Below are 13807 nucleotides of genomic sequence, written 5' to 3'. Positions count from 1 at the left end.
TCCGGCGATCAAGTATTGGGTACGGGCGCCGAAAGGGGCCGGGACACATAGAGATTGGCATACAGCCAACCGTCGTTCTCCAGGCCGGTGGTATCGATGCCGTTACCTGCCAGCGTACTCAGCACCTGCTCGCGTTCGGCCGCCGAGGCGAACCGGCGCTGGGCGAATTCGCCGGGCATCCGCTCGGTGCGGTAGCCCAGGGCCGCCAGTTCCGCCTCGATGGGTTCGAAACCGTACATGCGCAGCACGAAGTGGGCCATCCAGGGGCGCCGGTCGGGGTGGGCGGTGGCGATCCGCACGATCGTCTTCTCGGTGACGTACCCGATACAGCCGGTCGAGACGACCAAATCCGCCGAGGCGAGGATCTCGCGTTGGTCGTCGCCGGGGTCGGTGGCCTCGAGGTCGGCGTGTACCACGGCGTCGAGCAGCCCCGCGGCATGCGCGTAGTCCAGTGCGGGTGCGGAGGCGTCCATACCGAGGAAACGCACCCCCGGCAGCGCGTCGGCACCGGCCGGCCGGGCGCGGTCGCGCGCGATCAACTCATCGGTCCCCAGCCCCGGGTCCGCGTACGATCCGGCCAGTTCGGCGAGGGTGGTGTCCCAGCGCAGCAGGGCCGCGTTCACGCCGTAGGAACAGCCGATGTCCAGCACGGCGGGCGCCGCGCCCTTCGCCGCGCCGCATTCGGTGATCTGCCGCCGCAGATGCGGTTTCGCCAGTTCCGGGATGCGGTAGTCCAACTCCGCCATCCGCGCGTAGTAGTCACGCGGATCGGGCCTCGAGTAGATGTCGTCGAAGGATGCTTTCCCGGTGGTGTGCAACGGAACTGGCACGGTGTGTTCCTCTCCTCGGGCGGTACCCACTCGATCGCGTCGGGTCAATCGAGCAGCCGGTCACCCCGGACGGCCTCGGCCGCCGCGAGATGATCCGGAAGCACCCGTCCGAACAGTTGACGGGTGCGTTCCACGGTGCCGATGACACCGGGACGGTCGCTGTAGGCGAAGATCGCCGTATGCCGCGCGGCCGCGCCCTCCACCGGGGAGACCCGGTGCAGCGAGAAGCGGCCCTGGAAGACTTGCAGGTCCCCCGGGCGCAGTACCAGGCGCCGGATGCGGTGCTCGCCCGATCCGGTCAGGACCGCGCGCACATCCGCCAGGTTCTCCGTCCGGGGCGAGCGGATACCGGGGCAGTATTCGAAGACACCGCCCGCGTCGGGGGTGGCGGTCAGCATGCTGACGGTGAACTCGTTGGTATCGAAATGCCAGGGATGCGATTGACCCGGGGAGACCACATTGAGGACCAGCCCCGCCAGCGGGTCGGCGAATTCGTGCAGCCGGTCCCGGCCGAAACAGTCGGCGAGGAAGCGCTGGAACAGGTCGTCGGTGTAGAGGCGGTGGATGAGCGCGTCGGCGGGAATGCGATCGCGCGGTACGAAGGCGTTACCGCGCTCGAATACGATCCGGCCCGGGTGGTCGACCGGCAGCTCGCTGTCGAGCGGGATGTTGTAGGCGTTGACCCGCTCGGTGCGGTAGTAGGCGTGCGGCGCCATCCGCTCGCCCTGCTCGGCGAGCAACGCGTGCAGTTCGGGCCGGATGAACTCGCGGAGAACGGTACAGCCGTCCTCGGCGAGATCGGCCCGGGCCGCCGCCACCGCGGCTCGCCAGCCGGGGGCGCCGGGTTCCGCGAGCGGGTAGCGGGATGTGTCGACGATGTCGTTCAAGGTCACCGTGGCGGCCATAGCGACATTGTTATCGGACTGTCTGCGACACGCCCGGTGTTTGCCGGAGATAGCAGGTGAGTCCGGTCACGGACCGTTCGGTCTTGTTGTTCCGCAACATCGTTCGTGCCGGCTGATCGTCCCTGATCACAGCGGCCACGAAGGAAAAGCCCACGAAAGGCAGCCCATCATCGGATGTTCGGGCACGAAGGCGATCGGGGCCTTGTTCGCACCCTCCGAATCCGCCGAGCCCGAAGCGGCCTCGCCGCCGGGCCGGGCCCGTAGCGGTGGCCGCCGCTTCCGGTGTCCGGCCGGTTGGTCCGGTAGTCGCCCGGCAACCGGACCGCGGCGGCCGGACGACCGGCGGGTGTCCCGTTCCCGGAACTGTCCGGCGACCGGTCGGCCGCCCGGTGGTGATCCGGATCACCGTTGAAGTCGACCTCGGGTCAGGGCGGAAGCTCGTCATACCGGCACCACGCTGGCGGCCCGCGAGCTCCTGGCGTACGCCCGGAGTCTTCAGGACACGGCGGGATCGCCCGCGGCGACCGTGCGGCAGGTCCGCAACACCTCGTCGAGATCGGTGTGCGACAGACCGATCAGACTGTCGCGGTGCACGCGTGACGGGTGCACCGCGACGGGGATCTCGCACGGGACCACCAGCACCCCGCACCCCGCGGCCGTCGCGGCCGCCACTCCGGTGACGGAATCCTCCACCGCCACGCAATCGCCGGGCTCCAGGCCGAGCAGCTCTGCCGCCCGCAGATACACTGCCGGATCCGGTTTCCCGTGCGGGACCTCGTCACCGCAGACCGATACGTCGAAGCGGTCGCGGCCCAGGGTTTCCAGCGCCAGCTCGGTGAGCGACCGTTTGGTGTTGGTCACCAGCGCGGTGGGCAGGCCCGCGGCACGCACCATCTCCAGCGCCTCCACTGCGCCGGGCCGCCACGGGATCGGGCCGCTCATCAGTTCGGTGACGCGCTGTTCCAGGAAATGGCCGGCCGCCGCCAAGGCCTCGGGCTCCGGCGGCAGACCGAGCTCGGTGAACATGATCCGCAGCGCGTTCGCCCCGGACGCCCCGATGAGGGCGTGCCGGACCTCCTGGGTCATCTCCCGGCCCAGTTCCCGCGCCAGCTCCCGCACCCCGATATCCCAGAGTTTCTCCGAATCGAGGAGGGTGCCGTCCATATCCCACAGCACGCCGGTAACCCGTTTCATATGTACGGCCTTTCGTCGCGGTCGGTCGTATCGCCTGTCACCGGAAGACCCGGAACCCCGGCCGACCCTATCGGCTGCGCGGCCGGGTGGAAGGCTCCGGGCGGCGGCTCACTGCAACCGGGACGCGGTGATCACCAGCTGACCGCCCTCCGGCACCACCTGGAACGACCGATTCTCCGATTGCACCGAACCGTTGCTCATGGTGTAGGTGATGGTGGCCACGGCCGAGCCGGTACCCGATGGGGTCACCGCTCCGATGCTGACGGCGGAGATGGTGGACCAGAACCGGGTGTACTCGGCGTAGCCGCCGGTGGTGGCCTGGTACGCGGGCGAGAGCTGGGACCAGGCGGCGGACGGGTTGCCGGGCAGCAGGCCGTAGTACCCGCGGACGAACTGCTCGACGCGGGCCGCCGAGGGCGGACCGGTTTCGGCCGTGGTGGTCGACGGCGCTGTGGTCGTCGCCGACGACCGGGTGGTGGTCTCGGTATCGGATCCGGAGGTCTCGGGGGCGAGCGCCAGGGAGGTGCCCGGGGCGAGTGCGGCCGGATCGTCGGCGTCGTCGCCGCCGGTGAAGTTCGCGAGGACCAATCCCGCGACGACCACCAGGACCAATGCGGCGGCGCCCGCCAGCAGCGCCGTCCTGGTGCGGTTTCCAGAGCCCTCGCGAGCCGGTGCGTGTTGCGGCGCCGGAGCGGAGGCACCGGCCGGGGCGGGCGACGGGGCGCCACGGAACGCCGGTGGGGTAGCGCCCGGCGGCGGAACCGGAGCCGCGGCGGGAGGTTCCGGCGACAGCGGAGTGGTCGCGGCCGCCTCGGCGGGCAGGATCTTCGTGGCGGCCGGCGACAACGGCTCCACCGGCTCCGGCGCCCGCCCGGCGGCCACCTCCTCGAGCATGACCTGCGCCTCGTGCATGGTGGGCCGGGTCGCGACCTCGGTCGCCAACAGCCGCATCAGCACCGGTCCCAGCGCGCCCGCGCCGGCGGGCGGTTCGACCTGTCCACCGGCCACCGCGTGCAGCACCGCCAGCGGATTGTCGCCGTCGCCGAACGGCGGACGGCCGGTATGCGCGTGGTACAGCGTGGATCCGAGCGCGAACACATCGGAAGCGGGGATCGGCTGCTCACCGCGGGCGACCTCGGGGGCCAGATACGCGGGGGTACCGGCCAGGAAACCCGTGGCGGTCACCGTCACGTCGCCGGTGGCGCGCGAGATACCGAAGTCGGTGATCTTCACCGTACCGTCGTCGCCCACCAGCAGATTCGCCGGTTTCACATCGCGGTGCACGATTCCGGCGTCGTGCGCGGCGGCGAGCGCGGCGGCCGCCTGAGCGCCGAGTTTGGCGACCTCGAGCGGACCCATGGTGCCGTCGAGATTCAACCGGCTCGCCAGGCTCGGCGCGTTCATGTATTCCATGACCAGCCAGGGCTGGCCGTCCTCCTCGGCGACATCGAACACCGAGATGGCGTTGGGGTGGTGCAGACGCGCGGCGATCCGGCCCTCGCGTAGTGCGCGTTTGCGCGCCTCCGAGGTCTGCTGTTCGGTCAGGTTGGGTCCGAGCAGCACCTGTTTGACCGCGACGGTGCGCTGGAGCCGGATATCGAGTGCCCGCCACACCACACCCATGGCGCCGGTGCCGATGGGATCCGTGAGCCGATACCGTCCGGCGATCAGCCGATCCTTGGTCATCTCTGTCGTGGCCCCTTCTGTTCGCCGCCGAGTCTTCCAGCACTCCGCGCGTCACAGGCGGCTGCCTACGGCTCCGCTCCGGCCCGGCGCGACCGAACCCCCCGACAACATTGTCGAGACTTCTGATTCGGCGGTAACCTCAGCGGAAATTCCCGGAAATCCTACGCTCCGGCACCCGGAAGCCGCGCGGGCAGTAGGGGTTTACCGACCCCGCCGCACCCCGATCACCTGCGTTTTCGATCTCTGACGGCGGCGTGGGGCAGCCGGGCCGTCCCACGAGTGACGACAATCACATTGCTGGCAGGTTTATCCGGGCTCACACATTGAAGTACTTCGCCTCCGGATGCAACAGGACGAACGCGTCGGTGGACTGCTCGGGATGCAGCTGCAGTTCCTCCGACAGCGTGACCCCGAGTCGCCCGGCGTCGAGCAGGTCCACCAATTTGGCGCGATCCTCGAGATCCGGGCACGCGCCGTACCCGAACGAGTAACGGGCACCGCGATAACCGAGGGAGAAGTAGTCGGCGATATCGGTCGGATCGGACTCCGCGATCGCGTGGCCCTCCAGGGTGAGTTCCTCGCGGATACGCCGATGCCAGTACTCGGCGAGCGCCTCGGTGAGCTGCACCCCGATGCCGTGCACCTCCAGATAGTCCCGGTAGTTGTCGTCGGCGAAGAGCTGGTTGGCGTAATCGGCGATCGGCTGCCCCATGGTGACCAGCTGGAACGGCAGCACGTCCACCTGCCCGGTCTCGCGGGCCCGCTCACGCGAGCGGAGGAAATCGGCAACGCACAGGAACCGGTCGCGCTGCTGGCGCGGAAAGGTGAACCGGTGACGCTGCGGCGCGTCGGGTTCCGGTTCGGTGAGCACGACGACGTCGTCGCCCTCGGACACCGCCGGGAAATAGCCGTACACCACCGCGGCGTGCTGCAGCACGCCCTGGGTGCTGAGCTCGTCCAGCCAGGCCCGCAGCCGGGGCCGGCCGTCGGATTCCACCAGTTCCTCGTAGCTGGGACCGTCACCGCCGCGCTGACCGCGCAACCCCCACTGGCCGAGGAACAGCGCCCGTTCGTCCAGCAACCCGGAGTACTCGTGCACCGGGAGACCTTTGATCACCCGGGTGCCCCAGAACGGCGGCACCGGGACCGGCAGGTCGGCGGCCACGTCCGAGCGGGCGGGCACCTCGACCGGCGTCTCGGCCGCCCGTCGCTGTTCGGCGATCCGGCGCGAGCGCTCGTGCCGCGCTTTGCGTTCGGCCGCCTTCTCGCGTGCGGCCACCGCCTCCGGGCTGTCCGGATCGGGGCCGTCACCGCGCTTCTGCGACATGATCTCGTCCATCAGCCGCAGGCCCTCGAAAGCGTCGCGGGCGTAGTGCACCTCGCCGTCGTAGACGTCGGTGAGATCGTTCTCCACATAGGACCGGGTGAGCGCGGCGCCACCGAGCAGCACCGGGAACTGGTCGGCGACCCCGCGGGAGTTGAGCTCCTCGAGGTTCTCCTTCATCACCACGGTGGATTTCACCAGCAGCCCGGACATGCCGATCACATCGGCCTTCTTGTCCAGGGCGGCATCGAGGATGGTCGCGATGGGCTGTTTGATGCCGAGGTTCACCACCTCGTAGCCGTTGTTGGACAGGATGATGTCCACCAGGTTCTTGCCGATATCGTGCACATCGCCCTTGACCGTGGCGAGGACGACGCGACCTTTACCGCTGTCGTCGGTGGCCTCCATATGCGGTTCCAGGTGGGCGACCGCTGCTTTCATGACCTCGGCCGACTGCAGCACGAACGGCAACTGCATCTGCCCGGACCCGAACAGCTCACCGACGGTTTTCATCCCCGACAGCAGGGTCTCGTTGATGATCTTCAGCGGCGGCACTTCCCGCATGGCCTCGTCCAGGTCGGCCTCCATCCCGGCCCGCTCGCCGTCGACGATGCGCCGCTCGAGCCGGTCGAACAGCGGCAGCGCGGCCAGCTCGTCGGCCCGCGAGGCGCGGGAGTCGGCCGTGGACACACCCTCGAACAGCTGCATGAGCTTCTGCAGCGGGTCGTAGCCTTCGCGGCGGCGGTCGTAGACCAGGTCCAGGGCCGTCTCCCGCTGCTCGTCCGGAATCCTGCTCATCGGCAGGATTTTCGACGCGTGCACGATGGCGCTGTCCAGGCCGGCCTGCACGCATTCGTGCATGAACACCGAGTTCAGCACCTGGCGGGCGGCGGGGTTGAGGCCGAAGGAGATATTGGACAGGCCCAGCGTGGTCTGCACCTCGGGGTGCCGGCGTTTGAGTTCCCGGATGGCCTCGATGGTCTCCAGGCCGTCGCGACGCGACTCCTCCTGCCCGGTGCCCAGGGTGAAGGTGAGGGTGTCGATGATGATGTCGCTCTCGCGCAGACCCCAGTTACCGGTGATATCGGCGATGAGCCGTTCGGCGATGGCGACCTTGTGCTCGGCGGTGCGGGCCTGCCCCTCTTCGTCGATGGTCAGCGCGACCACCGCGGCGCCGTGTTCGGCGACCAGGGCCATGGTCTGCTGGAACCGGGAATCCGGGCCGTCACCGTCCTCGTAGTTCACCGAGTTCACCGCGCAGCGCCCGCCCAGGTGTTCCAGTCCCGCGCGCAGCACCGGCGTCTCGGTGGAGTCGAGCATGATCGGCAGGGTGGAGGCGGTGGCCAGCCGGGACGCCAGTTCCGACATATCGGCGGTGCCGTCGCGGCCCACGTAGTCGACGCAGAGGTCGAGCATATGGGCGCCGTCGCGGGTCTGGTCCTTGGCGATATCCAGGCATTTCGCCCAGTCCTGGGCGAGCATGGCCTCCCGGAACGCCTTCGAACCGTTGGCGTTGGTGCGTTCCCCGATCATCAGCACACTGGCGTCCTGCCGGAACGGCACCGCGGTGTACATGCTCGAGATACTCGGCTCGGGCTCGGGCGAACGGCGCTGCCCGATCGGCGCCAGCCCGGTCTCGACCTCCCGGACCGCCTCGGCCACCTGACGGATATGTTCCGGGGTGGTACCGCAGCAGCCACCGACCAGGGCCAGGCCGTAATCGGCGACGAAACCGCGCAGCGCGGTGGCCAGCTCTTCCGGGGTCAGCGGGTACTCGGCGCCGTGCGCGCCGAGTACCGGCAGGCCCGCGTTCGGCATCACCGACACCGGGATGCGCGCGTGCTGGGACAGGTAGCGCAGATGTTCGCTCATCTCGTCCGGGCCGGTGGCGCAGTTGAGGCCGATCAGGTCGATACCCAGCGGTTCGAGCGCGGTCAGCGCCGCGCCGATCTCACTGCCGACCAGCATGGTGCCGGTGGTCTCCACCGTGACGTGGGTGATGATCGGGATCCGGCGCCCGGCCCGCTCCATCGCCCGCCGGGTGCCGTTGATCGCGGCCTTGACCTGGAGCAGATCCTGGCAGGTCTCGATCAGGACCGCGTCGGCGCCGGCGTCGAGCATGCCGAGCGCGGCCTCGGTGTAGGCGTCGCGCAGGTCCGCGTACGGCGCGTGGCCGAGGGTGGGCAGTTTGGTGCCGGGGCCCAGGGAACCGAGCACGTACCGCGGCACGCCGTCGGGGCCCGGTCCCATCTCGTCGGCGACCTCGCGGGCCAGCCGGGTGCCCTTCTCCGAGAGGTCCCGGATCCGGTCGGCGATCCCGTAGTCGCCCAGGTTGGGCAGGTTGCAGCCGAAGGTATTGGTCTCCACGGCATCGGCGCCGGCCTCGAAATAGGAACGATGGATATGCCGCAGGACCTCGGGGCGGGTGTCGTTGAGGATTTCGTTGCAGCCCTCCAGCCCGCGGAAATCGTCGAGCGTCAGGTCCACGGCCTGCAGCATCGTGCCCATCGCGCCGTCACCGATCACGACACGCCTGGTGAGAGTGTCGAGCAACGTGGTATCGAACTCGGCGGAGCGGGAGGCAGACATGGATTCCAGACTAGTGTGCGCCTCCGTCACGGTGGCGCCCTGCTTCCTGCCCTGTGCGGGCGACCACAATCGGCGACACCACCGACAGGCGCGGCGGGACCGATACTGCGCGCCGGTGGCGCCCCGCCCCGTAGGCTGGCAGGGGTGAGCTCGAGTGAATCTCCGGTGGATCGGGAACTGCCCGCACTGCGCGACCCCGTGCTCGTTGCGGCCTTCGAAGGCTGGAACGACGCTGGTGACGCCGCCAGCGGCGCGGTGGAGCATCTGGAGTTGATCTGGGATGCGCGGCCGCTGGCCGAACTCGATTCCGAGGACTATTACGACTACCAGGTGAACCGGCCGATGGTCCGGCAGGTGGAGGGCGTCACCCGGGAGATCGTCTGGCCGGCGACCGTCCTGTCGGTGTGCTCCCCGCCCGGCAGCGATCGCGACGTGGTGCTGTTACGCGGGATCGAACCGAATATGCGGTGGCGGCGCTTCTGCGCGGACCTGCTGGAGTTCATCGATCAGCTCGGCGTGCAGACCGTGGTGATCCTCGGAGCGCTGCTCGCCGATACCCCGCACACCCGGCCGGTGCCGGTCACGGGTTCGGCCTACAGCAAGGAGGCGGCCGAGCAGTTCGGCCTCGAGCAGACCCGCTACGAGGGGCCCACCGGGATCACCGGAGTGCTCCAGGACCAGTGTGTGAAGGCCGGGGTCCCGGCGGTGTCGTTCTGGGCCGCGGTGCCGCACTACGTGTCGCAACCGCCGAACCCGAAGGCGACGATCGCCTTGCTGCACCGGGTCGAGGATGTCCTCGATATCGAGGTGCCGCTGCGGGAACTGCCGCAGCAGGCCGAGGAGTGGGAGTCGACGGTGAACGAGATGACCGTCGCCGACGACGAGATCGCCGAATACGTGCATTCGCTGGAGGAGCGCGGCGACGCCGCGATCGACGTCAACGAGGTGATGGCCAAGATCGATGGCGACGCCCTGGCCGCCGAATTCGAGAAGTACCTGCGCAGACGAGGACCCGGCGGCTTCGGGCGCTGAGGGGGGTACGCCGGGCCGCCGGGTCCTCGGTTCAGCCGGCCACCGACCAGATGCGGGCGGCGGCATCACTGGCCAGTTTCGCGATGAGCAGTTCGCGTGGGATCGTCTGGCCGGTGAGGTGATCGAGCGAGGGGACCACCACGTGATGGGCGTCCGCCCGCTGGAGTTCCCGGGTCAGTTCGGCGAACGCCGTCCCGTCACCGGGGCGGGATTCGTGGAACGTCGCGGCGAAGCACAGTCCGCGGGCCTGCGCCAGCTCACGTAGCGCGGCCTCCATATCGTCACCGTCGCCCGCGGCCAGATCGTCGCGTAAATACCCGTATACCAACGCTTCCACCCGAACCTCCTGAATCCTTCCCCACACGGGGGCGGGGAACCATTTCCTGCTCCGGGATCTCCTCCCCGCATTCGCGGGGGTGTTGCTTGAACCGGTACGAAGCCGGTCCGATTCGAGCATGACCCAACCGTGACGACGGCAGAAGAGGTCATGCGGGGGACATCTGGATGCCCTCTGGGGTCCACGGAAAGTTTGCTGGTGCAATACTGGCCGCGTGACTGCTGCTGAAGATCGTCCGCTGTGGGCCATCCGGATGCGCTCGGAACGCGATGCGCGTGGGTGGTCACAGGCGGACGCCGTCCGTGCCCTGCGCGCCAAGTCGTCGCACAATCTCCCGACCGACAGCACCCTGCTACGCAATTGGCGGCGTTGGGAATCCGGCGAATCACGACCCGACGATTTCTACGCGCCCCTCATCGCGTCCGCCTTCGATTCGGTGGCCGCCGCGTTCTTCCCGAAGGCCCGCCCGAGCCGCGACGACGAATTGCTCACCGCCACCGGGATGGACACGCTCGAATTCATGGGACGCCTTCGGATGTCCGATATTTCGAGCGCCACCCTGGACGCGGTACGGATCACCGCGCAGCGGCTGTGCTGTGACTACGCCTCCACCGATCCGCACGAACTCCACCTCGAGGCCGCGGGCTGGCTGCGCCGGATCGCCGCGCTACTCGACAGCCGGCTCACCCTGGCCCAGCACAAAGAGGTCCTGGAGCTGGCCGGCTGGGTGGCACTGCTGCTCGGCTGTCTCGAATACGATCTCGGCCGGCGCAGCAGCGCCGAGGCCACCCGGCGCGCGGCCCGGTCGCTGGGCCAGGAAGCCGGGCACACCGAGATCATCGGCTGGAGTTCGGAACTGGCGGCCTGGTTCGCGCTGACCCAGGGCAATCATCGCGGGGTCATCCAGGCGGCCGAAGCGGTGCCGGCGGAATGCGCGGCCAGCGGGGTCGGTGTGCAGTTGGCCGCCCAGCGCGCGAAAGCCTGGGCGCGGCTGGGCGATCGCGCGGCGGTGGACGCCGCCCTGGCCGAGGGCCGTACCCTGCTGAACCGGCTCGGCCACCCCGAGGATCTCGAGAATCATTTCGTGGTGGACCCGCAGAAGTTCGATTTCTACGCCATGGACTGCTCCCGGGTCGTCGGCGACGATGCGCGCGCCGAGATGTACGCACAAGCGGTGCTGGCCGATTCGGTGTCCCTGGATGGTTCGGTACGCAATCCGATGCGGGTCGCCGAAGCCCACCTCACCCTGGCCGTGGTCGCCGCCCGCGGGCGCGATCTGGAACTGGCGGTGGCGCAGGGGCGGCGGGCGTTCGAGGCGAAGCGGCGATCCCTGCCCTCGCTGCTGTGCATCGGCAGCGAGGTGGCGCAGGAACTGGTGGAGAATTTCCCCGGTGATCCGCGGACCCGCGCTTTCCTCGACGAGCTCCGGTCGCTCTCGGGTGTCTGAATCCACGTCGGACGCGCCGGGAGCCTCCACGTGGAGTGCGCGGGAGTCGGCGCGCGGACGGGCGGGCCGCCCGACTCGGCAATCCATCACCGGCAGCCGCGGGGCCGGCACAGTCCACGGATCGGCGCCGCCCGGCTCACCCGGTACGCCACTTCCGGAAGCCGGGCAAGGCGGCCCCGAATTCCCACCGTTCGTCGTCACGGTGGTCACGTGCCACACATCCCCCGGTCACCGATGGGCAGCGTCGGGCACCCGCGGCGGACACGGCGTACCCGGCAGGGTCTGCAACTCGAAATGCCACCATTCGTTGTCGAAGGTCCGGCACAGCCCCCAGCGGTTGCCGTTGGCCTCCAGCCACGCGGCGCCCTCCCGGGGCGCGATATCGACGGCCCGGCCGGTGACATGGGTGGATTCCTCCGGGGGCAGCACCCAGCGCCGGGTCTCCTCCGGACTCCCGTAGGTGCGCAGCCCCTCTTCCCACATCGCCCGCTGCTCCTCGGGCGAACGGTAGCCCGAGTTGATCGTCATCGGCACACCGCGGGCGTGTGCCTCCTGTTCGGCCATGGTGTAGGCCAGGGCCAGCAGCGGGTCCAGGCCCTCGGTGCCCGCCGCGGCCACCTCGGTGAGCGGCGGGACCGGGAACGCCGGTGCGGGAGTGGGGGCCGCGGGCGCGGCGGTGGCGGGCGCGGCGCCCAGTACCGGTCCGGCGGCCGTGGCCGCCAGGATCGCGGCCGTCACAGCGATGCGGCGGGGCAGCAGGCGCGCGGGGTCGATCATGACGAGGATCCTATCGGCGCGCACTCGCCGATCTCGCTGGAATTACCCCTGAGCTGCACAAACGTGACCCGGAAGCCATGCACTCGTCACCCGTCCTACCGATCGGATCCCTCCGTGGCACGCCCTGACACGCTCTTGCACCTCCGGCGACTCACCGCACCGACCGCAACCTCGCGAACATCTCCATCAGCACATGCGTGAGGTTGATGACCACCAGGCCCGCGCCCGCATCGAACGCCGCGGCGGCCCGCTGATCACTGGAGACGATGTCGAGCCGGATCCGCCCCTGATCGGCGACGACCGCGTGGACCTTCTCGATTTCGGCCAGGACGGCCGGGTCGGCCGGACCGTTCGCACCCATGGACACCGCGAGATCGGCCGGGCCGACCATCAGGCCGTCGACCCCGGGCGTTGCCACGATCTGCGCGGCATTGCGACAACCCGCCGTGGATTCGATCATGGCGATGACGAGCGTTTCCCGCGCATCGGCGGCGAGATGGTCGGCCGCGGTCCGCGTCCCGTACCGGCCCGCCCGGCCGTAGGTCGCGAAACCGCGATCACCCACCGGTGGGTACCGCGCCGCGTGGACCACCGCAGCGGCCTGCCCGGCGTCGTCGATATGGGGTACCACCACTCCGGCGGCGCCGTGGTCGAGGACCCGCTGGATCAGCGCCGGTTCCCGCTGACCCACCCGCACGAGCACATCCATGCCGTGCACCTGGGCGGCGGCGATGTGCTGTCGTAACGGGATCAGGTCGGCGGGGCCGTGTTCGCAGTCGATCAGGACATAGTCGAATCCGGCGACCCCCGCCATCTCGACGAGTTCCTCCGCGGGCATCCGGACCAGCGCCCCGAGCAGCCGCTCACCGTCGTGCAGGCGCTGTTTCATCGCCGTCATCAGCGGGCCACCATTCCGGCCGACAGGTCGATATCGGCGGCGCAGAGACCGGGCATCGCCAGCATCGCCAGGACCGCGCGGGCCACCTCGTCCTCGGTGACCATGCGCGCGAGCGCGGCCCGGGAGACAAATGCCTGTTCGGCCTCCTCGTAGGTGGTCCCGGTCCGTGCGGCCTCGAGCCGGAAGTTACGGTGCATCCGGGCGCTGTTCACCGGACCGGGCGAGAGCGAGTTCACGTTCACCCCCAGCGGCCCGACCTCGGCGGCCAGCGTGGTGGTGAGCCCGATGACCGCCATTTTGGACGCGCAGTAGGGCGTGCGCCGGGCCAGTGGCCGCTTGCCGGAGACCGACGCCAGGTTGATCACGTCACCGCGACCCGCGGCGGCCATCGCCGGGACGAAGGCGCGGCACAGCAGGTACACCCCGCGCACATTGACCGCGAAGACGTCGTCCCACTCATCGGGGTCGATCTCGGTGAGCGGTGCGACCGGGCCCGGTACGCCCGCATTGTTGATCAGGATGGAGACGTCCTCGCCGGCGAGTTCGGCGGCCAGCGCGGTCACCGATTCCGGGGCCGTGACATCGCAGACCGCGGCCCGCATCGACTCCGGATTCCGCGCCACGACCCGGTCGAGTTTGTCCCGGTCCCGCCCGACCGCTATCACCCGGGCGCCCGCGCCGGCCAAGGCCGAGGCGATGGCCGCACCCAGCCCGCTGCCGCCACCGGTGACCAGTGCGGTACGGCCGGTGATCGGGTCATCCGTGGACAGGTTCGCCGGCACCGGTCC

11 protein-coding genes are annotated in these 13807 nt (G+C 69.5%); 2 read left to right on the top strand and 9 right to left on the bottom strand.

The genetic code is table 11. From position 1 onward, the window contains the following. Positions 1-8 precede the first annotated feature (8 nt). From ABZV91_RS05230 to metH, 5 genes are all read right to left on the bottom strand, one after another. Positions 9-830 carry a class I SAM-dependent methyltransferase gene (locus ABZV91_RS05230; RefSeq protein WP_355235676.1) on the bottom strand — a complete coding sequence of 274 codons (822 nt, stop codon included), beginning with the start codon at positions 828-830 and terminating at the stop codon, positions 9-11. A 44-nt stretch (positions 831-874) separates the two neighbouring features. After that, positions 875-1735, bottom strand: coding sequence for an arpA protein (locus ABZV91_RS05225; protein WP_355235674.1), 861 nt, complete (start codon positions 1733-1735; stop codon positions 875-877). A 495-nt stretch (positions 1736-2230) separates the two neighbouring features. Next, positions 2231-2929, bottom strand: a complete 699-nt coding sequence (locus ABZV91_RS05220; protein WP_355235671.1) for an HAD family phosphatase — start codon at positions 2927-2929, stop codon at positions 2231-2233. Between the two features lie 108 nt (positions 2930-3037). Further along, positions 3038-4615 (bottom strand): serine/threonine-protein kinase, encoded by a 1578-nt coding sequence (locus ABZV91_RS05215; protein ID WP_355235668.1) that lies wholly within the window; start codon positions 4613-4615, stop codon positions 3038-3040. A gap of 316 nt (positions 4616-4931) precedes the next feature. After that, positions 4932-8528, bottom strand: coding sequence for a methionine synthase (gene metH / locus ABZV91_RS05210; RefSeq protein WP_355235665.1), 3597 nt, complete (start codon positions 8526-8528; stop codon positions 4932-4934). A 144-nt stretch (positions 8529-8672) separates the two neighbouring features. Between metH and ABZV91_RS05205 the strand changes: the two genes are divergently transcribed. Beyond that, positions 8673-9560: a PAC2 family protein gene (locus ABZV91_RS05205; protein WP_030521346.1), complete on the top strand. Its 888-nt coding sequence runs from the start codon at positions 8673-8675 to the stop codon at positions 9558-9560. 31 nt (positions 9561-9591) lie between these two features. Here ABZV91_RS05205 and ABZV91_RS05200 read toward each other — a convergent pair whose 3' ends face one another. Next, positions 9592-9897: a hypothetical protein gene (locus ABZV91_RS05200; RefSeq protein WP_039825256.1), complete on the bottom strand. Its 306-nt coding sequence runs from the start codon at positions 9895-9897 to the stop codon at positions 9592-9594. Between the two features lie 214 nt (positions 9898-10111). Here ABZV91_RS05200 and ABZV91_RS05195 point away from each other — a divergent pair, with 214 nt between their 5' ends. Beyond that, positions 10112-11344: an XRE family transcriptional regulator gene (locus ABZV91_RS05195; protein ID WP_355235661.1), complete on the top strand. Its 1233-nt coding sequence runs from the start codon at positions 10112-10114 to the stop codon at positions 11342-11344. 228 nt (positions 11345-11572) lie between these two features. Here the strand turns inward: ABZV91_RS05195 and ABZV91_RS05190 are convergent, their stop codons facing one another. From ABZV91_RS05190 to ABZV91_RS05180, 3 genes are all read right to left on the bottom strand, one after another. Beyond that, a complete protein-coding gene (locus tag ABZV91_RS05190; RefSeq protein ID WP_355235658.1) occupies positions 11573-12121 on the bottom strand; it encodes a M15 family metallopeptidase in 549 nt (182 codons plus the stop codon). Positions 12122-12272: 151 nt separating this feature from the next. Further along, complete coding sequence (locus ABZV91_RS05185) at positions 12273-13019, bottom strand: aldolase/citrate lyase family protein (RefSeq protein ID WP_355235656.1); 747 nt, start codon at positions 13017-13019, stop codon at positions 12273-12275. Next, entirely contained in the window at positions 13019-13771 is a 753-nt protein-coding gene (locus ABZV91_RS05180) for an SDR family NAD(P)-dependent oxidoreductase (RefSeq protein ID WP_355235804.1), read from the bottom strand. The genes ABZV91_RS05185 and ABZV91_RS05180 overlap by 1 nt, the downstream gene beginning before the upstream one ends. Positions 13772-13807: the final 36 nt, after the last annotated feature.

It is taken from the genome of Nocardia sp. NPDC004568 (genome assembly GCF_040609955.1).
Taxonomy (GTDB): domain Bacteria; phylum Actinomycetota; class Actinomycetes; order Mycobacteriales; family Mycobacteriaceae; genus Nocardia.
This window is presented reverse-complemented; position numbering and strand designations above follow the sequence as displayed.